Raw genomic sequence first — 26,724 nt, 5'->3', positions numbered from 1 at the left:
GACTGTTGACTGTTGACTGTTGACTGTTGACTGTTGACTGTTGACTGTTGACTGTTGACTGTTGACTGTTGACTGTTACCATTCGTGTCAACTTAAGACTAAAATCCATAATAAATATCGTTTATAGTTGAGTTTCGAGTCCCCCTAACCCCTCTTAATAAGGGGTGACAAGACTATTGTTACGCCCCCTCTAACTCCCCTTAATAAAGGGGAAAGAGCATTCAAATTCAACCCCGACTCCCCTTCTTAAGGGGGATTTAGGGGACTCGAAACTTCGATACAAACGAGATAGACACAGGGTTTTAGTATTAGGTTGACACCGATGGGCTGTTACTAATTTACAATTCCCAATTCCCAGTCAACCGTCACTCGCCGAGTAACAACGGAGGTAATTTAGTAAAAGGTAAATCCTCGTTGATTGCATCAATTTCTTCCTGTTCTCTTTCGTTGATTTGACCGATATAAGACTTGAGAATTTGGGCAAGACGGTTGTTATAAAATCGGTGCAAACTATAATTTGGCGTAGCTGGAAAGCCGCGCCGTTTTTTGTGCCGCCCGCCGGCACCGGGATCGAAGCTTTGAATGCCCCGATCGATCGCCCATTCGATCGGCGTATAGTAACAAGCATCGAAGTGCAAGCAGTCTATTTCCTGCAAACTGCCCCAATAACGCCCGTACAGTCGATCGCCCTTATACAAACAAAAAGACATACCCATCGGCTGTCTGTCATCTTCCTTGTCGTAGGCGGCTACAAATAAAACTCGATCGCGATAATTGTGGTGCAACTGTTCAAAAAATCGCTTAGTCAGATACTTGCTTCCCCACCAACCAAATTTGTCGCAAGTATTCTCATAAAAAGCATACATTTGACCAAACATGGCTTGGGGAATTTCATCGCCCGTCAGCGTTTTTACCAACAAACCAGCTTGGTCAACTGCTTTGCGTTCGCGCTTGATATTGCGGCGCTGGTTGGCATTAAATGCGCCTAAATAATTGTCAAAATTTTGATAGCCTTGATTTTGCCAAATATAGCTGTGGTGCAGCCAACTGCTGAAACCGTGGCGTTCCATTCTTTCGCGCCATTCGGGATCGACATAAAGGAAATTGCAGCCGGAGATATTGTGGCGATCGCAAAAATGGTCGATCGCGCTTACCATTACTCCGGTTAACTCGTCTTCATCTTCCCCCTCGGCAATCAAAAACCGATAGCCTTCAGCCGGAGTAAACGGCGTCATTCCCATCAATTTCGGATAATATTTAACGCCCAAACGTTGAGCTAAATCGGCCCACTGATTGTCGAACACAAATTCGCCGTAGCTGTGGCTTTTGACATAAAGTGGCGCGCAAGCAATCAACTGTTTGTCTCGCCACACAGTCAAGTGATGCGGCAGCCAACCGGTTTTACCTGTTGCACTGCCGGAGACTTCGAGATTGTTAAGCCAATCCCATTCCAGAAATGGAGTTTTTAGTGGCATCGCCAGGGCATCCCACGACGCTTGCGGGATTTCGCCTATTTTGCTAATCCAGGCTACAGAATATTGAGGTTTTGGCTGTTTCAGCATAGGGAGATTTGAGCGTAGAGCGATCGAACTTCATTTAAGTTAATACAATTATTCGATCGCTGGGAAAGCTCAATGGCAACTGGTGTCAACTGAATGTTGAAACCTGACAAATCTCGCTTTTGTCCGAGACCCGATCCCCCTAAATCCCCCTTAAGAAGGGGGACTTTGAGTGCTTCCGGTTCCCCCCTTCGTAGGGGCGGTGCCAAGAGTGCCCGCCCTTGGCTAGGGGGGATCGGAGGGCTTAATCGTCAAACCCTAGTCTCGGAGTACGTTTGAGCTTTAGTTAGTTCGATCGACCCGATAATGCAAAAATACCTCTTGTCCCACCTGTTTAACCGCCAAAAGCTCCAATTTCGGAGCTAAATCTGCCAAAAAACCCTCTCCCTCCACAGGTGTCGGTGCATCCGCCCCACCCAAAATTAACGGGCACACCGTCAGCCAAAGTTCGTCTACCAAGCCTGCAGCCAGCACAGACGCTACCAGTTTTCCCCCGCCCAGAATCGCCAAGCGTTTGATACCGAAGCTTTCTAGCTGTTGAAACGCATCAATCCAATCAATCTCTCCACCTGCGGTTTTCGCATAGATAATTCGATCGAATTGAGATGTTGCACCATTCTCAATAAGCTTTTTCTGAACAGGCAAGATGCCTGTTCCACTAGAAAATTCATCTCTTGTGGAACGGGCATCTCTTGTGGAACGGGCATCTTGCCCGTTCTTGAGAGATGTTGCACCATTCTCAATAAGCTTTTTCTGAACAGGCAAGATGCCTGTTCCACAAGAAAGTTCATCTCTTGTGGAACGGGCATCTCTTGTGGAACGGGCATCTTGCCCGTTCTTGAGAATGGCACCATTGTCAATAAGCCTTTGATCAACAGGCAAGATGCCTGTTCCACTAGAAAATTCATCTCTTGTGGAACGGGCATCTTGCCCGTTCTTGAGAATGGTGCCAGATGTGCGATCGAACGGAGACGGCAATGGCGTTTCCCTACCGTCTTGCCCCGTCAGCAGCCAGCGAGGCACAGGTTGCTGGAAAAATCGCAAATTTGGGTCAAATTGGGACGATCGCGAACACACAATTTGCACCGGTTGTGGGGGCTTCCCTTGCAGTTCCCTCTGTTTGAGCAATTCCGGCGAAATCACTCTCATCGTCGTCCCATAGGCCTGTAAAGTGCCGTTGCCGAACAAAACCGCGTCGCTTGCTGCTACTTGCTGTTCGAGGTGGGCTTTGTCGTTGGCAGAACCGAATCTCGCGGGCGAGCGCACTGCATCGGCAATTTTACCGTCAGCACTGATCGCGAGTATTACTGTTGCTAATGGTCGATCGATCTTATCTGTCATTAATTTATTAAATTTTCGCACGACATCATATTTAACTAAGTAACTTCACGGATATAAACCCTATTATTGTTCGCTATACGGACGCCCTTGCCAAATATTATAATCGATATCGGCTGGCGATTTCGACATAATTAAGTTTCTCTATACTCACCTGCTTAGCAACTAGAGTTATAATACTTAAAATTACCAATTTCCGTCAAATTATATAAAACATAAGAATGGATTATTTAACCTGGAATAATTCAATCGCATCTCATTTCTTTAAACCGGAAATGGCGGGCAGTACCGTTCACCTGTATGTCACAGAGAAACTAATAACGGATATTGGTCAAGAAAGGGGTGTTGATTTCTCAGATTTTATTGCAGCTATCAAAACGGGGCATTTTGGGGTGACAAGGCAGGGTTTGTGCGTGAAAGCCTTACAAAGCCGGGATAATTGGCAGCAGCGACAATTAGACTATCCGCCTTATATCGCTTATTTAGCGCTCTTTGTCTTAGCAGCCGGTATTGAAGGAACTTTTGCCGCCCATTCTTACTATCCGCGCTTGCGAACATTACTAGGCGAAGAACCTACCACAGGGCAGTATCCTTCATTTAACCGGATGTCTGAACTCTGGGAAGATTTAGAAAAATGGTCTAATCAAGATAAATCTGGCGAATTGGGTATCTTCAACAGCACCAGCATTGGCAAGAGAAATCACATTGGACTGCCGCTTGCACAAACTCTTCTGACTGAGGAAGAACGGCGCGCACTCCCGGCTATTTTTGCCGCTGCTGACTTAGATTCTACTTCACATCCTGCTGAGGAAGCGATCGCACTTTTGTTAGCAAAACACGGGTGCAAACAACTCCGAAAACGGACGCTAGACTTATTAGAAGAAACCAGCGACAGCAAAGAACTTCGCCAAGCATTGCTCGAATGGATTATTGATGAATTGCGCGATTGGGATGGAACTGCTGAAGACTCAGGTAAAACGCAGATTTACGGACTGTTGAGATTGTGCTGCAAGCACGATTCAACTGCCAAACGCGCTACCCTAAGCCTGCGTTGCAATACTAAACAAGAATTTCCTGAAGATGGTTTGCTGTTATTTTTAGAAGACAATTCTCAATCCTTTTCTTGTTACGAAGATAGTGGGAGTTGGTCTTCACCTCTGATATCTGAGTCAGATGGAAAACCGCTGGTTGCCTCTGAATTTGATTGGTTGAAAGGTTTGCAAGTGCGCTCGGCTGACTCTAAATGGTGTTTTAGGCTGCCAGCATCGCGGATTCGAGTATTCGTTGATGGAGGTAGTCAGGCATTACCCGGATTTGTAGAAGTGCGACAGTTGCCCATTCAAAAGCCATTTTATTTAGCAGCTCATCAAGAGTGTTTGGAATTGCTGACAAGATGGGGACACTCTAGCTGTCAAGACTTTGAAAATTTGCAAATCATAAATGGTTTGCCCAGTGGGTGGCACTTCTTCAAAGCGAAGGGGGCTTACAGTGACGAGCTTGTTAAACGAGAATACCCAATCTTAGCTTTCCCGACCAATTTACGGCTAGAGTTAGCTGGGGGAATCCGCCTGGAAAAAGGTAATAAATTCTTTAAATTTGCACCGCCAAAATTGGTGCTGCAAGGTGGCAGCGAATCAATAAAAGTATATTGCAACGATCGCCTATTAGATTCCACGGAAGCAGCAGATATTTATGAACTGCCAGCCGATACTCGAGCAGAAACAAAGTTGCTAATTGAAGCACGCAGTGGAGATGATATTATCAGGCGCTGTTCTCTGTTATTGGTAGAAAACTATTCTTTGCCATCCCAAAGCAACCCGCAACAGTTCGATCGCTTCGGGAATCTCCTGACCGAGGACAATGGGAGCGCAAGCGTTGCTGGCGCATTGGTACGGGGCGTTGATTTCCCAGACTTTAACTTCAACACTTTTTTACCAATACAAGGAAAGCAGCGGATTTTCTATGTAGGTAAAGAACCAGGGCAAATAGCAATCTGCCCAGCGGAATCACTACCTACAGATTGGGAGCCTGTTTGGGCGATTTCCAAAGGTCGCCATCGCGGTCAAGCAATGTTTTGTGGCACCAATTTGGCAGAGTCACAACCGTCGATGTCAAAGTGCAAAAACCGCAAGAAGATGCGCGCTTGGAAAGAAATATTGTGGCACGATCGCAAGATAATTTCCCCGCCAGATCGATCCAACTTGAAACCATTGTGGAAACAGTTTCAGAAGGAGGCAGAACGTGTCTGAAACTAGCGAAAAACTGCTCTACGTTATTTCTGCAAAAAAGGAAGTTGCTTGGCTATCCTTTAAGGAAACCTTTGATTATTTGTATAATCTTGAGACGGGTGTGATGGAGGAAAATACCGGAATTAAGAATAAAAGACTTCAAACAATTCGCGCCCTCAATTCCCTGGGTCACTGTGACTTTAATTTTAGTGGCGATCGCAGCAAGAGTAAGGTTTATGCTGCTCCCCCTGTATTGGTGCGGTTGCCTTGTGCTGGCTTTCCTCAAGCAATTTTAGCAGGAGCACGATCGCCTGCTACGATCGCACAATTATCAGAGGCTTGTCAGTCGGTGGGACATCACATTAACCTGGAAGTCACAGAACAATCCAATGAATTAGGGTTGATACCGAAGCGAGTCGCCGTGCAAGCGGAGGATGTAGGAGAATTGAGGGCGATCGGCAATTTGCTTAAAATACCTTTTATCGAAACGCCTTCAGCCTGGTCTTTGCTGCACTTTGCCGCCTGTATTTACGATTACTTAGCTACCCTCGAATGGTCTAAAGAACCAGAACTAAACTGGCAAAGCAAAACCTTTGACCCGATTTATTTACAATTTCAATCCATACAACAAACCGATGGCGTCATTCGCCTTAGTGAATACACTCACCCATCCCGAAACACCAAAGTTTACTATCTGTGGCAAGATGGAATGTGTGCGGAAATAGACCTCGATTGGGGGAGGTACGCTATTCTAAAAGCACTGCGGCGGAATGTTCTTATCTACGACAAACGCACATTCCATATGGCAGTACCCGCCAGCGTTAAGCTGCCACGACTTCTAGAAAGATCCTTAACTCTTTGTTCTGGTTATGCAGCAAAATATGAAAAAATGCCGCGTGTTCTGCCGCAAATTCAGGGATTCAATTTATTCTCCGCTATTCCTCCTCAAATAGCAAAAATGACCGCCGCTAAATTAGGGCAGACACTGTTGCAGCAATCTTTAGATATAACATAGTGAGGTAACTTATGCACAATCCAATTAACGCATTTAACACAATTCGCGACAACTTTCTACTTTATGTAAAAACCGCTTTCGGAACTCAATTTCCCGAAATTGAACGAGAACGGGAAAGACTGCTGCGCCAACCCGGTGCATTCCATCAAGAACCCTGGATTGAACCGATGCCAAGCTATCAAAAATCAGGTAAAACCATCAATGATTTAGATATTTCAAATGTACCGGGATTAGATGAAACTGCCCTTCAAGACTTTAAACAACTTGCCGAGTGCGAACTTGTAGGCAATTACGAACTCTACGAACACCAAATCGAAATGCTACGGCAAGCATTAGCAGGCAACAATGCTGTAGTAACGGCCGGTACAGGTTCGGGAAAAACCGAATCTTTTCTGTTACCTTTGTTTGCTTACCTCGCGCAAGAATCAAGAAATTGGAAGCCGCCTAAAGCCGAACCAGAACACCTTAACGATTGGTGGAAAAATGAAGAATGGCAGAACCAATGCAATCCGTTAGTAAATAAAAAACGCAGCTTTAAGAAATCTTATCGGGTTCCTCAGAGAAGTCACGAACAGCGGGATGCAGCAGTTCGCGCCTTGATTTTATATCCCATGAATGCTTTAGTTGAAGACCAGCTTACCAGGCTGCGCCGCGCTTTAGATTCTCAAGCAGCGCGAGATTGGTTTCAAGATAATAGAAAAGGCAATCGAGTCTATTTTGGCAGGTACAACGGCGTTACTCCCGTACCGGGGCATGAATACAAAGAAAATCGTAAACCTAATGGAAAAAAAATAGAAGAACTTCTGGAAGCAATGCAGCAGATGCAGTTATCAGCCGAGCGCGCTAGCGAACACGCCGATCGCACTGGCGATCGAGATGTGAGGTTCTTTTTCCCGCGCTTAGATGGGGCAGAAATGCGCTGCCGCTGGGATATGAAAGACGCCCCGCCAGATATCTTAATCACCAACTATTCTATGCTCAGTATCATGCTGATGCGCGATCTCGAACGAGATATTTTTGAAAAAACAAAGGAATGGTTAAACAAAGATGGCAGCGTTTTTCATTTAATTGTTGACGAATTGCACTTATATCGCGGTACTTCTGGGACAGAAGTTGCTTATTTGCTGCGACTTTTGCTGCAACGTTTGGGGCTGCATCCCGGTCATCCAAAATTGCGGGTTCTTGCTTCTAGTGCATCTTTAGAACCAGACGATCCAAAAAGCTTAGAATTTCTGAATCAATTCTTTGGTTCTCAATGGAATTCCCAACAGATTATACCGGGTCATTTAGAAGAAATTCCACCAATTGAAGGTCAAGAGTTTCTGGAGAGCGAACCGTTTATCGCTTTGGCAGCAGCACCAGAAATCAACAATGCAGAAACGTTGCAGTCAACGGCTGCATACAGTGCTTGCCGTCAAATTGTGGAATCTGAAACCGCGCAAGTTGGTGCTAGAATGGTCAATGCTTGTAAAGTTGACGGCAAAATTCGCGCCGTAGCGATCGCTAATTTTGCTAAACAGATTTTCGGCAATGACTTACCCAATGAAAACCTCGAACTCGCAGTAACAGGACTTCTAGCGACTCGCGGTTTATCGAACAAAAAATCTTTGCCATCTTTCCGGCTGCACTGGTTTTTCAGGAATATTGAGGGGCTGTGGGCTTGCACTAAACCGAATCACGGGTGCGAGGAAAATGAAATTAGTAAAAATCGATTGGTTGGCAAACTATTTGTCGAAAATCCTCCCATACTTTACGACGAATACCGAGTTTTAGAACTGCTTTATTGCGAACAGTGCAGAACTGTATTTCTTGGGGGAAACAGGCTGACAAGACAGGATAATGACGGAGACGGATGGGAACTTTTGCCGACAGAACCAGATATTGAAGGCATACCCGACCGCAAGACAGCCATAGCTTTGGATCGCCGCAAGTATTCTGAATTTGCCGTGTTTTGGCCTTTTAGAAATATTAATGAAGATGTTTGCAAAGGTTGGAAACAGCCATCGAGACAAGGTGAAGGCGGTGAGAAAGCCTCCTGGGATAAAGCATCGTTAGATACCCGCAGCGGTCGTGTTATTCTAGGAGATCCAGATTCCCCGGACGAACAGTGGGTGAAAGGCTATCTGTTTCACTTGCGATCGCTCTCTGTAGAGAAGCAAGAATTTATTGGAGCATTACCCTCCATTTGTCCCTGCTGTGCTGCTAACTACAGCCATCCTAAGAAAAAAAATAAATCGCCTGTTCGTTGGTTCCGCACAGGTTTTTCTAAGGTGAGTCAATTACTTTCCAAAGAACTGTTTTATCAGTTACCGGAAGATGCAGAATCCCGCAAATTAGTTGTGTTTTCTGACAGCCGCGAAGATGCCGCTTCAATATCCAACGGCATTGAGCGATCGCACTACGACGACTTGGTACGAGAAGCACTTTTTGATGAACTCGGACAGTTGGCTGTAGGCGAATTACGTTTATTAGAAGATATTCAACAATATGGTCAGCCTACTCGTCCTGAAGCCCAGTTATTTGCTCAACGCAACCCCAATATTGTCAGCGAGTTACAGGAAAAGCTTGAATCAGCTAACTTGACCTGGCAACCAGAACTTTCTCCTGTAGCAGTAAAAATTTTGCAGAAAGATCGAGATAATGCTCAGAAGCTACTCAACGAAATTCAGCAAAGAGGCAATACCCGCACAGTTCCTCTCAGAGCACTATTTGAAGGCATTGAGAATTCCCAAGATCCGGGACTCCTGATCCAGCGATTAGTAAACTTAGGCGTTAACCCTGCAGGTAACGATGTTCTTTACCAAGAATTTTCCTATGATGGAAAGTACCATCATTGGACAAAAATATTTGACTTTGCAACCGCCGGGTGGAAACTAGACTTGCCTCCTGAAGCAGAAACAAGGCGAGACAGCACACTTCGAGAAAAAGTTAAATCCGAGGTTTGTGACACTCTTTTCAGTCGCCTATACTTTGGGATTGAAGCATCTGGATTGGGTTATATTCGCCTGAATTTACTCCAAAATCAATTAGAACAGCTAGCCATTCAATGCGGAGTTTCAAGCTCAGTATTTGAGAGTATTTGCGATGGCGTATTGCGAATTTTAGGTGAATTTTACAGATATCCAAGAAAACCTCAAGATTATCCGCTGGATGACTGGAAAGACTGGGGTGATGCGCGCTCCAACTTGCGGAATTATATTAAAGAGTGTGCAAAAGCTTGCGGAATTTCAGAACAGGAATTGAAGCCTGCATTGAAATCTGCTATTTGCGAATACGGTCAACACCACCACTTTAAACTTAATCCCCGGCATTTATCTGTACGAGTTGCTGTGTCCGATGACCCCGTGTGGCAGTGCGAGTCTTGCCAGCGCCATCACCTGCACCGCGCCGGAGGTGTTTGTACTAATTGTTTGGCACATTTACCAGCGAAACCTAATAGAAAATGCGGGGATTTGTACGATCGCAATTATTTCGCCACCCAAGCTGTAAATAAGCGTCAACCGTTGCGGTTGCACTGCGAAGAGTTGACCGGGCAAACCGACGATCAAGCCGAAAGGCAACGGCATTTCCGCAACATCATCGTGAATTTTGGCGAACAAGACAGAGATTTTATCCCAGTAGTAGATACCATCGATATCTTGAGCGTCACAACCACAATGGAAGTGGGAATTGATATTGGCAGTTTAATGGCTGTTGTGATGGCAAATATGCCGCCGATGCGCTTTAATTACCAGCAGCGTGCGGGTCGCGGAGGGCGCCGGGGTCAGGCTTTTGCTATTGTACTTACTCTCTGTCGCGGTCGATCGCACGATGAGTTTTATTACCGGCATCCTGAAAAAATTACGGGCGATCCGCCGCCGGTTCCTTTTCTTGCTATGTCACAGGTTGAGATGGCCCAGCGCCTCCTCACCAAAGAATGTTTGAGAATAGCATTTATTGCTGCTGGTGTCAACTGCTGGGAGGTGGAAAAAAAGCCGGACAGTCACGGTGAATTTGGCACAGTTCAAAATTGGAAGGAAACGGAAGAACGGCGCGAACAAGTTCGGCGCTGGTTGGGAACTTCTTGTGAAGTAACTGAGGTAATAAATTCTCTGCTAGTCGGCGTTGAAGGTATCGATCGCGATAACTTAGAAAACTATGCACGTCAGCAGTTGTTTGAGAAAATTAATGAGTGCGCCAATAACTTAGAATTGACTGGTGATGGATTGGCAGAACGCCTCGCTGAGGGCGGGATTTTGCCGATGTACGGGATGCCTTCAAGAGTGCGCGATTTGTACCATCACGAACCGTCTAGAAAACAGAAAGTTTCTACTATCGATCGAGATTTAGATTTAGCAGTCGCGGAATTTGCACCAGGTTCCGAAAAAACTAAAGACAAGCGAATTTATACCGCGATCGGGTTTACAGCACCGTTAATTTCAGACGGTAAACACGGGTTAGTTCCTGCGGGCGAACCTCTGAGCGATCGCAAATGGATGTTGAGGTGTCAGCGCTGCCAACATACGGCAACCTCTAATACAATATTTGAAGATACAATCTGTCCGAAATGCGAGGCAACTGAGGAACAGGGATTTCGAGTTTTTCAGTGGGCTGTCCCTTTAGCTTTCCGTACCAGCATCAATCCTGGAGCTGACGCTAAAGAGGAATACGATGCGTTAATTACAGGTGCAGGCAGCGTCGCCGAGGCCCAACCTCAAGATTTTAACTTAGTAAATAACACGAATACTCAGATAGCTTTCTCTAAGTCCGGCCGCGTTTTCCGCGTCAATGACAATAGAGGACAGCTATTTAAGGGAGCAATAGGAACTGCCACATTTGGACGCGGTGACAAACTATTACCCGATCAGTGGATTGATGAGCGATTCCAGAATAAGCCTGACGGGGTGAGGTTTAAACCCCAGGGCGAGTCAGAGGCGATCGCTATAATTGCCCCAAAAACTACTGGCGTACTGCGAATTAAGCCCGTTACTGTACCTGATGGATTGTGCCTCGATCCTATTGCACCCGGTTCTGCTGTCAAAGCTGCTTTCTACTCAGCCGCTTTCACGGTTCGTGCTGTAGCGGCACAGGAGTTAGACATCGATCCGGAAGAATTAGACATCAGCGGTTTGCGACAGGTTGAATTAGAGGATAAAAAAGTAGGAGAAATTGTAATTAGCGATCGCCTTGCTAACGGTTCTGGCTTCACCTATTGGCTAGCTAATCACTGGGAAGATATCCTTACAGACAAAATTCTGAATTCTCAAAATAGCTTTGCTGAGGCAATTATGTCACCACAACACCGCCAAAAATGCGACTCTTCTTGTTACGATTGCTTGCAGCAGTACCGCAATATGAACTATCACGGTCTGCTGGATTGGCGTTTGGGGCTTTCCTTGCTGAGGGCATTGGCTAGCAGCAATTTTCAATGCGGACTCGATGGGGATTTTTCTACTCCTGACTTAGAAAATTGGCTGCTGAATGCAACTGCTTTGCGCGATATATTTTGTGCTTCGTTTAGTTGTTCCGGGGAACAGTTCGGCGCTTTACCGGGTTTTGCAGTGGGAGATAAAAGCGTTATTATCGTTCATCCTTTGTGGGACGTAGATAACCCTCAAGGCTTATTGCATGAAGCGATTGCTACAGTAGAAGCGCCCGATCGAGTTCGATACCTAGATACCTTCAATCTCCTGCGCCGTCCGAGTTGGTGCTATCAATCGCTAGATGATTAGATGCAGGATTCAAACATTAACACACTAGATGGTGGATCACTTGACTGAATGAGGATTTACGCAACCTTCTCGTGCAGAGCCGTGGCAATTCCCAGAGCGCTTGGGGCAACGCGGCCTGCTGGGGGATTGCCACGGCTCTGCCTAAATCCTATTAATGCACTATGTAGGCGCTCCGGCCCGCTCTCCTATTTGTAAAGTTTTTTATAGATCCGATCGCACAGCTTGTATTTAACGGATAATGTCTGTTTATTTATTTTGCAACCCCAGCGATCGCCCTAGCAAAGTATTTACTTTTCTTTACAAACAGCAGCTCAAAAAACGGCGCGACAGGTAAAAATTTCGTTGCAGACTTTAAATGCGCCGCGCGATCGACTAGAGTAAAAAAAATGGCTTTATCCGTTTATTCATCGCAAAGGAAACAAAGCTCATGGTTCAACGCGGTTCTACAGTTCGGATTCTCCGCAAAGAATCCTACTGGTATCAAGAAGTGGGCACCGTTGCTACGGTAGACCAAAGCGGCATTAAATACCCAGTTATCGTTCGCTTTAACAGCGTAAATTATGCAGGCGTCAACACCAACAACTTCGCCCAAAGCGAATTAGTGGAAGTGTCAGCACCCAAAGCAAAAGCGAAAACAGGGACTCCAGTAGCTTCCGGCGGCAAACAAACCACGCTGGACGAGAAAACTCGGCAAACCGGCCAGGGTAGCCCCTCGCAGCAGCCGAAAACTACCGCGGACAGCAAAGCGGGCTCTGAAACGCCGGGCACGGTCCAAGGTTCGCCTCAAGGTCAAGGAACAGAACAACGCTAATTGTGCCAGAACTGCCAGAAGTTGAAACTATTTGCCGGGGTTTGAATCAAGCAACCCTCGATCGAGAAATGTTGGGCGGGGACGTGTTGTTAAACAGCACGATCGCCCGCTCAATCTCTGCGACCGATTTTTTGACACAACTCAAAGGAAAGTCGATCGCCCGCTGGTACAGACGCGGCAAATATCTACTGGCAGAACTATCTCAATTCCCAGAAGGAGAAAGGGAAAGGGGGAGAGAGGGAGAGGGGGAGAGGGGGAGAGTGGGAGAATTTCTTGCCCAAACTCCAAACTCTTCCCGAACGCCTTCTTTCTCCCCCTCCCTTTTGCCTTCAAAAGCAGGCTGGTTGGGCGTTCACTTGCGGATGACGGGACAACTGCTGTGGGTGAACCGATCCGAACCCCTGCAAAAACACGCGCGAGTACGGCTGTTTTTTGAAGGAAACCAAGAATTGCGGTTTGTAGACCAGCGCACCTTCGGGCAAATGTGGTACGTGCCCGCAGAAACCGAGGTTTCGGGCACAGTCATCGGTTTGAAACTTTTAGGGCCAGAACCGTTTTCAGAGGAATTTACAACAGAATATTTGGCCCGCAAGCTGCAACGGCGGGCGCGACCCATAAAAACAGCTTTGCTAGACCAGGCACTGATAGCTGGTTTGGGCAATATTTACGCAGACGAAACTTTGTTTTTGTCGGGAGTGATGCCCACAACTCTGTGCGCGGATTTGACCGCAGAGCAAATTGGGCGCATCCATACAGCTATTATTCAAGTTTTACAGAAGGCGATCGCATCCGGTGGCACCACTTTTAGCAATTTTCTCAACGTCCAAGGTGTCAACGGCAACTACGGCGGCGTCGCTTGGGTGTACAATCGCGCCGGTCAACCCTGCCGCACTTGCTCGGCAACCATCGAACGTATAAAATTAGCAGGGCGATCGACTCATTTTTGCCCCATTTGTCAGACATAAAAAGCAGTCAATGGATTTTAGGCTTTAGATTTTAGATTTTAGATTTACCCCACGAATCGCACCCCTTTATTCCTTAGTCCGCGTAGGCGGACTTCGTTTGTTTAGTAGCGATTTCAATCGCCGAGTGACTTTCAAGCCAAATCTAGATTAAAATTTGTATAGTTTTTTAAACTAAACAAAGCAAGTTATGGCAATCAAGAAAGGCAGTATAGTTCGCGCTGTACGCGAAAAATTGGAAAACAGTCTAGAAGCCAAAGCCAGCGACCAGCGCTTTTCCTCCTATATATTTGAAACAAAGGGCGAAGTGATGGATGTTCGCGGCGACTATGCCTTCGTCAAATTTGGCAAAGTACCCACCCCGAATATTTGGCTGCGGGTAGACCAACTCGAAGATTTTAAGTAACTCACCAAAACTAAACTTCACTGTTCTTAATGTAGCGAAGGGTGCGCGACGCGCGCCTTTCCCCAATTAAGCTGATTGCTAAAATCTAAAATCTAAAATCTAAAATCTAACATCTAAAATCAAATGAATTCTCCATCAACCCGCGTATCAATTATCGGTGCAGGCAAAGTCGGCAGTACGTTAGCCCAGCGAATTGCCGAGAAAAATCTGGCAGATGTAGTATTGCTAGATATTGTGGAGGGTTGGCCGCAGGGCGTTGCTTTGGATTTGATGGAAGCTAGGGGAGTCGAACACCACGATCGCCAAATTGTCGGTACAAATGATTATACAGATACGGCAAACTCAAATATCATAGTAATTGCCGCCGGAGTGCCCCGCAAACCCGGTATCAATCGGGAAGATTTAATTAAAATCAATGCTGGAATTGTCACCGAAGCCACAAAACAGGCGATCGAGCATTCTCCAGAAGCAATCTTAATCACAGTCACAAATCCCCTAGATATCATGACTTATTTAGCGTGGGAAGCTGCAGATTTGCCCAAACACCGAGTCATGGGGATGGGGGGAGTTCTCGACTCCGCCCGCTTTCAAACTTTTATTGCAATGGAATTGGGCGTTTCAAATGCTCAAGTCAATGCCACTGTCATCGGTTCTCATGGCGATTTGATGGTTCCTTTGCCCCGCTATTCTACTGTCAACGGTATTCCCATCAATCAACTTATGGATGCTGGGGCGATCGATCGACTCGTACAGCGGACTCGCCACGGCGGCGCAGAAATTGTAGAATTGATGAAGACTGGTAGTGCTTATTTTGCACCCGCATCTGCTGTCTGTTTGATGGTAGAATCTATTTTATTTAATCAGTCGCGACTCTTGCCTTGCTGCGTTTATTTGCACGGCGAATACGGCGTGCAAGATATCTTTTTAGGAGCTCCCTGCCGCTTGGGATATCAGGGAGTGGAACAAATAGTGGAACTTGAACTCAGCGATACCGAAAGATCAGCCTTTATCAAGTCGGGCAAATTGGTTGCCCAAAATATTGAGGAAGCCAGGGCAATATTGAAAACGGCTTCTTAAGCTTGTAGCTGTTGGTTGAGCACAGCAGCCTGCTCGCCACTTCAATATAATAATTTATATTGAGTGTGACAGTGGGATAGCTCTTTCGGAAGTTGGCTTATCTGGTTTCAACCGCGCTTTGATAAATATCATTGATCGTGGTTGTTATGCTGTATTTCAAACGCCGAAAAATTGGTAGCAAGAAACCGATATATAAACATAAAATTTACTCTCAAAAACTTGCTAAAAACGCAAAAACTGGCAAAAGTAGTTGAACTTGGTTTGCGCGACAATACCATCAGAGTTTCTCTAGAAATTAAAGCCAAAATCTGCCATCTTCTTTTTACTACTATACCAACCGCATAAGCAGTCGGTTTTGGATTATCTCTCACTCGCGATCGGATTGCCCAACAACAAGGTGGCACTTTAAAGGTAGGAAGTGAAATGCGAGTTTCTACGGAATTTATCATTACTTCGCCCAAACTTTAATCCTCGCGATCGCCATTTCTATTGATCCAGCTTGAAATACCTTTACTTTCGCCAAAAATGTGATACCCTAAATATTTGTATTATCTAAAACTTTTACACTTCTCAAAAATGGCAAAAATCGGGCAAAAATTCTCCGCGCGTGCGAAGCTATCTCGAACGCGCGTGCCTTCGGTGAAGGGTAGGCAATAGCCCTTGAGTTGAGTCCATTTAACCATAGCCTGCAACTACCTCAACTGTTTGACCGAAAACTAACCTCTGATTCGGGGAATTTTAATCAGTTGAAAAGATTCAATCCCTCGCATGAAATAACGAGAAGGCAAGGAAAAATATCTAAAATTTCGGCTGACCCTAAAGATTGTAAAAAATCTAATTTAGGAGAGATAAATCGAGCATTACTTAAAACTCTAGAAAAGGCGATCGCCTCAATTTAAACAAATTTTAATAGATGCGATCCCAACAGGATATGCGATCGCCAAAACAAGGAAACCATTGAGGGAGTTTGGGGTAATAATAAAAAGGTGACAATTGCAACCGAAGGCGAGCCCAAAAAATGTCAAAATTAGTCAGAGACGCTCATCCCGATCTCGCAATGGAACCGGGTTTCTTGTTCCCACTTTCCGACATTCCCTGACCTAATTACGTTAATAAACCCGGTTTATGTGTAAGTTTTGTTAGCATTATTCTCAATAATTGAGAATAAAAGAAGTAGCAAATTCTGCCAATTTTTCAGTAAATATACGGGAGCTAAAATGGTCGATTGACCTCCAAATCTCGAAAAAATACGGAAATGCAGCGTAAGTAGCTGCTAAGTGCTAGCAGAAGGAGGAGAATAAGCTGTTACACATTTAAACCAATAACGATAGAGGTAGGGTGCGTCAGCTAGAACAGTGGCGGGATATGGGAAATACTTATGTACGCTCCGCACCCTACTATCCTCTTTTAAATGCCCAACAGCTTATGTTCTTTGCCTTTTTGAGTTACCAGGCTCAACTTGCAGAGCGCTATTGAGATGCCATCAACCTCGATAACAAACCGCAAAATAACTAAAGAAAAAGCATTATGTTTCAGGAATACCTGTATCACGAAGTAATCAACCTGCGCGAGAAACTAGCTCACCTAGAAAGAGAAACGCAGTCTCAAACCTGGTTCAAAAAGCTGCAAGCGCTGATGGGAGTTATTAGCAAAATTCGTGAATCCCTAGACTTAGAAACAATATTCAAAATCACAGCCACCGAAGTACGGCAACTCCTAAATGCCGATCGAGTCGCCATCTATCGCTTCTTTCCCGAATCCCAATTGAACGAGGGCGAAGTAGTGTCCGAAGACGTACTGCCCCAATACAGCCCATCTTTGGGAGCCAAAATCCGCGACTACTGCTTCGGCGAACAATTTGCAGCCAAATACACCAAAGGATATGTTCAAGCAGTCACGGACATCTACAAAGCCCGGTTGAGCCCTTGTCACCTCAAAATTCTCAAGCGGCTTCAAATCCGAGCCAACTTAGTCGTACCCCTACTGCAAGGGCAAAACCTGTGGGGATTGCTGTGTATTCACCAGTGCGGCAATCCCCGCGATTGGCAAGAAGACGAAATCGAATTTGCCAGACAAGTAGGCGACCATTTAGCAGTTGCCATCTACCAAGCCGAACTGCACTTGCAAACCCAGAGGCAAATAGCAGAAATCGAATCCGCCCAGCAGAAACTCCGCGACAGCGAGCAAAAATATCACCAAATTCTCGATTCGATCGCCGATATGGTATTAGTCAAAGGCCCCCAATCGAAAATCGTCTGGGCAAATCAAGCATTCCGCGATTATTACGGCATGACTCAAGAGGAACTTCAAGACATCGTAGACGCGCCTTTCGCCGATCCCGACAATACTCTCCAGTACGTCAGAGATGACGGCTTCGTATTTGACACCGGGCACACTCTGCAAATTTCTGAAGAACCGGTGACGCGGCACGACTCAGAAGTGCGACTGTTCAGCACCGTCAAAACACCGATCCGCAACGCAGACGGCCAAATCGTCATGACTGTCGGCGTCTCCCGCGACATGACGGAACGCAAAAAAACAGAAGAAGCCGTCAAAGCCAGCGAAAGCAAATACCGCAGCCTGGTAGAAACCTCCCAAGACATGATTTGGTCGGTCGATGCTTCAGGACGCTACACCTTCGTCAACCCAGCAGTTAAGTACATCTACGGTTACGAACCAGAAGAAATGATCGGTAGGCCGTTCTCCGACTTTGTGACACCAGAACAAAGCCAGAAAGATTTAGAAGTTTTCGCCCGCCTGTTGGCAGGAGAATCAATTTTCCAGTACGAAAGCACCCAAATCGCCAAAGACGGCAGCATGAAACATTTGATGTTTAACGCGATCGCCCTGTACGACGAAACCGGAAACTGCCTCGGCACCACCGGTACAGCCACCGACATTACCGATCGCAAGCGAGCAGAAGCAGCCTTACAACACGCCAACGCAGAACTAGAGCGCAGAGTAGAAGCACGCACGGCAGAACTACGACAGACTTTTGCCGCCCTCAGTGCCAGCGAAACCAAGTTTCGGACGATCGCAGCCACCATCCCCGGATCTCTGTTCCAATTTTGCAGCAGGCAGGGAGTGTGGAGAGTTGACTACATGAGCGATCGCATCTTCGATATCAGCGGCATCACAGCAGCAGAAATGATGCGAGACATGAATACATTCATTTCCCGCGTCCACCCCGAAGACTTGGAAAGCTACATCGCTTCCGTCAACGAAGCGGTAGAAAATCTCTCTCCCTGGCACTACGAAGGGCGGTTAGTCAAGCCCGACGGTGAGATTCGCTGGTGGCAGGGCGACTCCATGCCCACCCGCAACGAGAACGGCGAAATCGTATTTTCCGGCGTCGCGCTCGACATTACCGATCGCAAAGTTGCCGAAACCGCCATCCGCGAGAGCCAGCGGCAGCTCAAAGAAGCCCAGAGACTCGCCCACGTCGGCAATTGGGAACTCGACGCAGCTACCAAAACCGTCACTTGGTCGGAAGAACTCTTTCGCATCTTCGGACTCGAACCGACAGAAAGCGCGCCCAACCTAGCCGAACAAATCGCTCTGATCCATCCAGAAGATTTGGAATTGTGGCAGACTCAAGTGCAGCGGGGACTCGAAGCGGGCATCCCCTTCGATTTTGACTTGCGCCTTTACCGTCCCGACGGCACGCTGCGGCATCTCAACGCTTTGGGTCGTGCCGAAACCGATGCCAGTGGCAAGGTGGTAAAAATGTTCGGTACGGCGCTCGACATTACCGATCGCAAAGCCGCCGAAGCAGCCCTGCGACAAGCAGCCGCCGAGTTAGAAGACCGAGTGAGCGATCGCACGGCCGAACTGTCCGAAGCAGTCACGCAATTAGAACAAGAAATTGGCGATCGAAAACTTGCAGAAGCAGCCCTGCAAGTTTCCGAGCAAAACCTGCGGACAATCTTTAACAATGTCTACGATGCTATCTTCATTCACGACTTAGAAGGCAACATTCTCGATGTCAATAATCGGATGTTAGAAATGTACGGAGTGAGCCAGGAACAAGCAACAAAATTATCATTTAAAAACGACTATTCAATTGGCGACAATCCCATTGAACAAATGGAAGAACTTTGGGAAAGAGTATTAGCAGGCGAAACAGGTCGCGTGGAATGGAAAGCGAGGCGTCCCAACGACGGTTCAACCTTTGATGCAGAAATTGCCCTGTCCAGAATTCATCTCAACGGGAATCTCAGCGTCATTGCCAACGTCCGAGATATTAGCGATCGCAAACAGGCAGAAGCAGAACTGCAACACGCTCAAAATTTTATGGAATCCGTACTCAAAACCATACCCGTCGCAGTATTTGGCAAAGAAGCAGAAGAGTTGCGATTTGTACTGTGGAATCCAGTCGCCGAAGAAGTAATGGGTTTCCCCGCTGCTGAAGTTATGGGCAAAAATGATTACGACTTTTTCCCCAGAGAACAAGCCGACTTTTTCACCACCAAAGACCGGGAAGTGCTCGCCAGCGGGCAAATTTTAGACATTCCCGAAGAAGTGATTCAAACAAAAGAAGGCGAGAATCGCATATTTCATACCAAGAAAACCGCAATTCTCGATCGAGAAGGCAATCCCCAATATTTATTAGCAGTTACTGAAGACATTACTGAGCGCAAGCGGGGAGAAATTGCTTTGAAGCAATCGGAAGCCCGACTCAGACAGCAGGCCGAACGAGAAAAATTGCTCAACAACCTCACTACTCAAATCCGCAATTCCCTCGACTTCGACAGCATCGTTACAGTCGCAGTTAAGGAAATTCGCGCTTTCCTGCAGATCGATCGTTGCCAATTTGCCTGGTATCGCTGCGACGGAGAGGAACCTTACTGGGAAGTTATTCAAGAATCTCGCACAAGAGAACTTCCCGATTTAATAGGTCGCTATAAAGCTTCTGACTTCGGCCCTTTAGGAGAACCGGTATTGCGTCTAGAAACGCTGCAAGTCGATGATGTCGAAGCAATCGCAGACCCTGTTTGGAGAAGGTCTCTTAACTCTCTGGGCTACCAATCTATATTGGCAATTCCGATGCAGGCACTTTCGGGAGTAGTGAGCGTTGTTACCTGCGCCCACTCCGCTGCTGTGCGACCCTGGAGTGAGGGCGAAGTAGAATTGTTGCAAGCGATTACAGTTCAATTGGCGATCGCCCTCAACCAAGCCGATCTTTACGCCCAAACTCGCAATAAAGCTCTCGAATTAGAACAAACATTACAGAAATTAACCAGCACTCAATCGCAGTTAATTCAAAATGAAAAAATGTCAAGTCTCGGTCAACTTGTGGCAGGAGTCGCCCACGAAATCAACAACCCAGTTAACTTTATTTACGGCAACCTCACCCACGCCAACGACTATACCCAAGACTTGCTACACCTGATCGAACTTTACCAAAATCACTATCCCGATCCAGTCCCGGAAATTCAAGAAGAAGTAGACCATATTGAACTAGACTTTCTGATGGAAGACTTGCCAAAGTTGCTTTCTTCAATGAAAGTCGGTGCAGACAGAATTCAACAAATTGTTGCTTCTCTCCGCACATTTTCCCGCATGGACGAAGCGGAAATGAAAGCAGTCAACATCCACGAGGGCATAGATAGCACCCTGATGATTTTGCAGCACCGGCTCAAAGCTAAACACAACCATCCAGAAATTGAGGTAATTAAAGAATACGCTCAACTGCCCTTAGTAGAATGTTATGCCGGACAGTTAAATCAAGTATTTATGAACATCTTGAGCAATGCTTTGGATGCTTTGGAAGAACGGGATCTGCGCCGTTCTGCTGAGGAAATGCGGAAACACCCTAGCAACATCCGCATCCGCACTGAAATATCGCCAGCGGGCAAAGTAATCATTCGGATTGCTGACAACGGGCCGGGAATACCGGAGACTGTCGGCACTCGTCTTTTTGACCCGTTTTTTACCACTAAACCTGTGGGTAAAGGCACTGGGATGGGCTTGTCAATTAGCTATCAAATTGTTACAGACAGACACAACGGGTCGCTGAAATGCACTTCTTCGCCCGGACAGGGTACAGAATTGGCGATCGAGATTCCCCTCAAAGCTAGCTGTTAATGGGGCATGGGGCATGGGGCATGGGGCATGGGACGCAAAAACCCGGTTTATTAACGTAATTGCGTCATTTTAGGTTGAGGACGATCGCCAGAAACCTGGTTTTTGAGGTAGAAGCGTGCGATCGCGAACTAATTGAGCTAAAATATTTATGGATTCTCCAAAATAGAGAAATCAAACTAATATGCTTCAATCAACAGAACACTGTCACATTGTCAGGAATGATGAAATTCTGAGTGGTGAACCGATTATCAAGGGTACTCGAACTCCGGTGCGGGCGATCGTGGAGATGTGGCGCATTGGAGTTTCGCCAGAAGAGATTCCTCACCGTTTGCCACACCTCACCCTAGCGCAAGTATTTGATGCCTTGAGCTACTATCTAGATTGCCAAGCAGAAATTAACAAGTATATTGAACTTAACCGCATTCCCGATGAGTTAATCGATCCGCGAGTCAAAGATCGATGAGTGAAATTTTTATTCATGTCTATTTAGATGAAGATGTCGATGTGCTTGTAGCTAGCTTGCTACATTCTCGCGGTTTTGAGGCAACAACTGCCAAACAAGCAGGGCAACTCGGAAAAACAGATGTCGAGCAGTTGGAGTATGCTAAGCTGTTCTACATCTAAATTGCATTTTTTGTGCGGGCGAGACGCCCACCCCACAAGAACTTTATCAAATTTTGACTGTGTAGTTTAAATGCAGAACAGCTTATTAGCCAAAAAGCAGCTATTCTCACCCACAATCGAAATGATTTTGAAGCGCTTGCTCAAGAATATTTCAGTCGGGAGGGAAAACATTACGGAATTATCATTGCAGTCCGGCATCCGTATGGGAAAATCGTGGGTAGGCTGGTTTCAATCCTCAATACCACAACAGCCGACGAAATGGAAAACCAAATTCTTTACATTTAAACTGAAGTTCCCCCGCAGAGGAACTTCAAAAAATATGAAACTTTTATAAATCAATCGATTTTTGTAAGCATTTCAGTGATAGCATCACTATCCAAAGGTTTAGAAAACCAATATCCCTGAGCTAATTCGCAGTCGAGTTCTCGAAGCTGTGATAATTGTTCGGCTGTCTCTACACCTTCGGCGATCGCATTTAATCCCAAATTGTGAGCCAAAGTTACGATCGCCCGCACAATCTGCAAAGGCTGACCTCCGTCGTCACCATTTTCGACAGCCCCCAAGCGGCTCACAAAAGATCGATCGATCTTCAGTGTATCCAGCGGAAAACGGTGCAAGTAACTTAAAGACGAATAGCCAGTACCGAAATCGTCGATCGACAATCGAATATTTCTACCTTTTAATTCGGCTAGCACAATATTGGCTTTCTTGACATTTTCTACGATCGCGCTTTCAGTAATCTCCAATTTTAAACAGCTCGGATCGCAGCCCGTTTCTGCTAAAATTTCATCGATTTCCTCGATTAAATTCGGGAAGCCTAACTGTTTAGGAGAAAGATTGACGCTCATTGTTAATTGCGAAGGATCAATAATTGGTAATTTAAAATTCGGAATTGGTACCTGGGAACTTGTACTGAACGTAGCCGAAGTATTGGTAATTGGGAATTGGGAATTGGTAATAGATGAGTGGAAATCGCTAATCGGGAATTGGTAACTGGGAATTGGTAATTTTTTACCGATTATTTCTTCCCTGTGACCAATACTGGGGCTACGCTCAGTAAAAGTTACGTTTGCCTCATTCCCTGTATCTGTTACATCAGTTAAATCCCCTACATTGCCCGTTGCCATCTTTCCTGTTGTTACCCTGAGCGAAGTCGAAGCGCCTTCTTCCTTCTTGTTACCCTCAGCGACTTGCCCAGAGTGCAGCCGAAGGGAGTCGAAGGGCCTTGTTCCGACTTCCATTGGACTTCTTCTCTGTTCCTCTGTTAACATTTCTTGCCAAATCCGCAATTGCTGACAAGCTTCCCGCAACACCCAGGCTCCCAGAGGCACGATCAAACCTGTTTCTTCAGCTACAGGGATAAAAGTAGACGGCGGAACTAGACCCCGAACTGGGTGGTGCCAGCGCACCAAGGCCTCAAAACCTTCGAGCGCACCGCTGGCGAGCGAAACAATCGGTTGGTAGTGCACAATAAAGTGCGAACGTTGATCCTTGCTCTCTCCTAATTCCTCCTTGCCCAAAATAGCCAACCGCAGGTCAGTTTCTAACTGCAACAGCGACATTGTTTGGTCGTGCATCGCCAAATTAAACACTTCGTGGCGGGCCTTACCCAAAGCTTTAGCGCGGTACATAGCGATGTCAGCATCGCGTAGGAATTCTTCCGGGTGAGTGTACGAATTCGATTCGCCACTGTCGGTGGCTTCGCCTCGACTGAAAACAATGCCAATGCTAGCGGTGGTAAATACTTCGTGTCCTTCGAGATGAAACGGCTTCGTCAGTTCTGTTTGTATCTTTTTAGCTGCGAGGGTGGCGTCGCTGAGGCTCTGAATGTGGTCTAGCAGGATGGTGAATTCGTCTCCCCCCAGCCGGGCGACGGTATCAGAAACCCGGACGCAGGTTTGCAGTCGCTGCGCCAGGGCAATTAGCAGTTTGTCTCCTAAAACGTGTCCTAAAGAATCATTAACTACTTTGAAGCGGTCTAAATCTAGGAAAAGTAAACCAAATTTGTAATCGGGGGACTGATTGGATCGGCGGATGGCTTGTCCTAGCCTGTCTAGGAACAAAACGCGGTTGGGCAAACCTGTCAGCGCATCGTGAAAAGCGCCGTGCAGCAGTTCCCGTTCTACTCGCTTGCGCTCGGTGACATCTCGGATAATAATCTGGGCGGCGGTTGAGCCTTGATAAGTAGCGGGGATGCCGGCAACTTCAACGTCTATTATTTGTCCATCGAACCGAATCAGTTTTTGTTCGGCAAGGTCGAGCGGCTGATTTTCTGTCTCGACTAGCCGGATGCGCTCTCTGGCTGTTTCCACATAGTTTGGATGGACGAAATGCAATACGGGAAAGCCGATGAGCGCTTCGGGAGAGTTCGCACCGAGGAGTTTAGCGCCGGCAGCATTGATGTAGGCGATTTTCCCTTGACTGTGAACGGCGATCGCTTCTGGAGATAGTTCTACTAAACGGCGATAGCGTTCTTCACTTTCTTTGAGTGATATTATCAACTCGCATCGCTCTTTTTCAGCCTGCTGGCGTTCGACTTCCATTTGGTGAACCGACAGAATTTTGCCAATACTTTGAGCCATCAATTCTATAATTTCTATTTCCTCATACTTGAACTTTCTTTTTTTTATTTCTGGCGAGCTAAAACTTAAAGTTCCGTAGGTTTTATTGTTAACAAATATCGGGGTTCCGATGTAAGATTCTGATTTGCAGCTTTGATAAGCTGGATGTTCGCGCATCTCAATATCGGCTCCTATATGAGAATACGCAACTGTTTTGTTAAGTTTAATGACTGCCGCGCAGTAAGTATCGCTGAGGTTCAATTCTAAGCCTCGCACGAAGTATTCTAAATCGCTTTTCGCGGCTCTGACAATAAAAGTCTCGTTGTCAACTTCAGCCATGATGCCCATAGAAAGTCCAAACATCAAACAGCCTGCTGTTAGATAATCGTCAACCAGTTCTTCAAAGTTTTGATAATGATAAGTTGTAATCCGGTGCAAGTGTTTGAGATTAGCGCTAAAAGCTGCTAAAGCTTGAGAATTTAAAAATAATTCTTCTTCCGATCGCTGGCGGTCGGTAATGTCTGTTTGTACTCCAATAAAGTGGGTTAAGTGTCGCCGCGAGTTGTAAACCGGAGCGATCGACAGTTCGTGCCAAAAAGGCGTGCCGTCTTTCCGAAAGTTGCGTAATATAACTTGAGATTCTCTGCCTTCTTCAATCGCAATTCGCAATTGTTGGGCAGCGGGGCCGTCAGTGTCTGTGCCCTGCAAAAATCGGCAATTTTTGCCCATTAACTCGTCTCTGCTATAACCAGTAATCCGCTCAAAACTCGGATTGACATAAATAATCGGATTATCTGCAACAGTCGCGTCGGTGATTGCAATGCCGTTACTGCAACTTTCGATCGCCCGTTCCATCATTTGCAAACGCTCTTGCGATCGAATCCGCTCGATCGCCGCAGCTAACACGTTGGCGATCGCTTCTACAAAATAAACGTCATCTTGAGTGAAAACCCGCCCTTGGCAGGTATGAACCCCCAAAATGCCCCAGGCCTGCGAGGAGGAACTGTTGGCTGGTTCTGCTTGTCCCCAGTTGCTCCCCAGTCCCCGATTGCCGGGAATAATTACAGTAACGCCGCTGACAGCCCGGTGGTTGTGCAGCAGCGGCAACTCGCTAAAGCGCGTTTCCACCCGCAAATCTTCGACGATTGTCGGTTCGCCCACTAGCAATGTGTAACCTGCTTGCGATCGGGCAGAAGCGGCAACAGTAGCACTGCCGACGAGGCCCGGCTGCCAGCCAACCCCCGCTCGCAGCATAAAAGCATGACCAGAGGGCAACAGTTCTAACACCTGGCAATAATCAACGTCCAGGGTTTGAGCAATTAAAACCGCAGCTTTGTCCATCAGTGCGGACAAATCTGTTTCGGCCAGGGCCTGCTGCCCCAAGTAAGCGACAGCCGCTTGCTGGCGGGCCCGCGAGTGGATTGACGTGAGCAATTCCTGCTCCTTGGCGGCCACTCGTTTCCGATCCGTAATGTCGCTGAACACCGACAGAACAGCTTTCCCCGACACCAATGTCAGATACCGCATCGATACACTTGCCCAAAACAGCGTGCCGTCAGCTTTTTTAAGCCGGATTTCTGCCTCGCGGACCAGTCCGTTGCGGGCGAGCCGTAACAGCAATTCCTGGCGCTCTGCAGGTTTGTGGTAGAGCGTTTCGGCTTTTTGGCGGTCGATCGACTTGAATCCTGTGAACCCGAAAGCCTGACGACATAAATCGTTACTATAAAGAATTGTGCCATCCGCCAGACTGCTGACGATCAGGGGTATTGGCATCGAGTTGGCGATCGTCAGCAATAATTCTTTGGTTCCTTGCAGCTCTTTGTACAAGTCGGGCTTGGAGGCCCAGCCGTGACAGTCTTCAGAGTTTTCAGGGATAAAACTTTCCATTGTTTAATCGATCCATTAGCAGACAACTTTTTTAAACTTGTGGTCAATCAATACTGCGGACGGTTTTTAATTAGCATTCGTAGAATATAAAGTTTCAAGTCGATTCGCCAATCGAGCTACCAACGGAAAATCAAGGGTTTCAAACTACGAACTAAAAACAGTCCAGACTATTGGTAAATGACGATTTCAGATGCAGAGGAGGATCTACAGTAGCCGACAACACATTAATCTTAACCAGAACTATGCAACGGAACGCCCCTAAACTGCTCGGCTGAAGTTTGATATGCTGCTTTCCCGTCAAAGACCACATCTGTCTTTGGTATGACAATCTACTGTTTTTAAAGTTGCGTTAAGTTTTGATGTATGGCGAGGTACTTTACCCAATGTGCAGCGGAAGCTCCTAATCTAAAAAGTAAAGTCACCTACTTGCCAACCACCGAATACTATCCGAGGAGAGA

The 26,724-nt window shown here is 46.5% G+C and carries 14 protein-coding genes and 1 pseudogene; 10 read left to right on the top strand and 5 right to left on the bottom strand.

The window, feature by feature from the left end:
* Positions 1-365 precede the first annotated feature (365 nt).
* From QT990_RS24820 to QT990_RS24810, 3 genes and pseudogenes are all read right to left on the bottom strand, one after another.
* A complete protein-coding gene (locus QT990_RS24820) occupies positions 366-1,562 on the bottom strand; it encodes a GNAT family N-acetyltransferase (protein WP_333308646.1) in 1,197 nt (398 codons plus the stop codon).
* Between the two features lie 279 nt (positions 1,563-1,841).
* Positions 1,842-2,582 (bottom strand): dihydrofolate reductase family protein, encoded by a 741-nt coding sequence (locus tag QT990_RS24815; RefSeq protein ID WP_333465878.1) that lies wholly within the window; start codon positions 2,580-2,582, stop codon positions 1,842-1,844.
* Positions 2,562-2,900, bottom strand: a pseudogene (locus tag QT990_RS24810) (RibD family protein); the annotation flags it as partial. The pseudogene QT990_RS24810 and the gene QT990_RS24815, both read right to left, overlap by 21 nt.
* A gap of 218 nt (positions 2,901-3,118) precedes the next feature.
* Here QT990_RS24810 and QT990_RS24805 point away from each other — a divergent pair.
* The 7 genes from QT990_RS24805 (at position 3,119) to mdh (ending at position 15,107) form a co-directional block, all read left to right on the top strand.
* Positions 3,119-5,146, top strand: coding sequence for a hypothetical protein (locus QT990_RS24805; protein ID WP_333465877.1), 2,028 nt, complete (start codon positions 3,119-3,121; stop codon positions 5,144-5,146).
* Positions 5,139-6,140, top strand: coding sequence for a hypothetical protein (locus QT990_RS24800; RefSeq protein ID WP_333308650.1), 1,002 nt, complete (start codon positions 5,139-5,141; stop codon positions 6,138-6,140). The genes QT990_RS24805 and QT990_RS24800 overlap by 8 nt, the downstream gene beginning before the upstream one ends.
* A gap of 11 nt (positions 6,141-6,151) precedes the next feature.
* Positions 6,152-11,851, top strand: a complete 5,700-nt coding sequence (locus tag QT990_RS24795) for a DEAD/DEAH box helicase (protein ID WP_333465876.1) — start codon at positions 6,152-6,154, stop codon at positions 11,849-11,851.
* A gap of 427 nt (positions 11,852-12,278) precedes the next feature.
* Positions 12,279-12,662 carry a photosystem I reaction center subunit IV gene (locus QT990_RS24790; RefSeq protein ID WP_333308654.1) on the top strand — a complete coding sequence of 128 codons (384 nt, stop codon included), beginning with the start codon at positions 12,279-12,281 and terminating at the stop codon, positions 12,660-12,662.
* Between the two features lie 2 nt (positions 12,663-12,664).
* Positions 12,665-13,627 (top strand): DNA-formamidopyrimidine glycosylase, encoded by a 963-nt coding sequence (locus QT990_RS24785; RefSeq protein ID WP_333288534.1) that lies wholly within the window; start codon positions 12,665-12,667, stop codon positions 13,625-13,627.
* A gap of 187 nt (positions 13,628-13,814) precedes the next feature.
* Entirely contained in the window at positions 13,815-14,030 is a 216-nt protein-coding gene (locus QT990_RS24780; protein ID WP_015178120.1) for an NAD(P)H-quinone oxidoreductase subunit O, read from the top strand.
* 123 nt (positions 14,031-14,153) lie between these two features.
* The gene (mdh, locus tag QT990_RS24775) at positions 14,154-15,107 is read left to right on the top strand and encodes a malate dehydrogenase (RefSeq protein ID WP_333142988.1); all 954 of its coding nucleotides are present in this window, start codon (positions 14,154-14,156) and stop codon (positions 15,105-15,107) included.
* Between the two features lie 128 nt (positions 15,108-15,235).
* Here the strand turns inward: mdh and QT990_RS24770 are convergent, their stop codons facing one another.
* Positions 15,236-15,556 carry a hypothetical protein gene (locus tag QT990_RS24770; protein ID WP_333142989.1) on the bottom strand — a complete coding sequence of 107 codons (321 nt, stop codon included), beginning with the start codon at positions 15,554-15,556 and terminating at the stop codon, positions 15,236-15,238.
* A 1,078-nt stretch (positions 15,557-16,634) separates the two neighbouring features.
* On the opposite strand from QT990_RS24770, the gene QT990_RS24765 reads away from it, so the two are divergent.
* The 3 genes from QT990_RS24765 to QT990_RS24755 all read left to right on the top strand — a co-directional run bounded on the left by QT990_RS24765 (position 16,635) and on the right by QT990_RS24755 (position 21,818).
* Positions 16,635-21,194 carry a PAS domain S-box protein gene (locus QT990_RS24765; protein WP_333465875.1) on the top strand — a complete coding sequence of 1,520 codons (4,560 nt, stop codon included), beginning with the start codon at positions 16,635-16,637 and terminating at the stop codon, positions 21,192-21,194.
* Positions 21,195-21,375: 181 nt separating this feature from the next.
* Positions 21,376-21,657 carry a DUF433 domain-containing protein gene (locus tag QT990_RS24760; RefSeq protein ID WP_333133610.1) on the top strand — a complete coding sequence of 94 codons (282 nt, stop codon included), beginning with the start codon at positions 21,376-21,378 and terminating at the stop codon, positions 21,655-21,657.
* Complete coding sequence (locus QT990_RS24755) at positions 21,654-21,818, top strand: hypothetical protein (RefSeq protein ID WP_333465874.1); 165 nt, start codon at positions 21,654-21,656, stop codon at positions 21,816-21,818. The genes QT990_RS24760 and QT990_RS24755 overlap by 4 nt, the downstream gene beginning before the upstream one ends.
* Positions 21,819-22,153: 335 nt before the next feature.
* Here QT990_RS24755 and QT990_RS24750 read toward each other — a convergent pair whose 3' ends face one another.
* A complete protein-coding gene (locus tag QT990_RS24750; protein ID WP_333465873.1) occupies positions 22,154-26,266 on the bottom strand; it encodes an EAL domain-containing protein in 4,113 nt (1,370 codons plus the stop codon).
* Positions 26,267-26,724 lie beyond the last annotated feature (458 nt).

The sequence above is a fragment of the Microcoleus sp. T3_B1 genome (assembly GCF_036700445.1).
Taxonomy (GTDB): Bacteria; Cyanobacteriota; Cyanobacteriia; order Cyanobacteriales; family Microcoleaceae; genus Microcoleus.
Note: the sequence above shows the minus strand (reverse complement) of the source record. Positions and strands in the feature narration are given on the sequence as shown.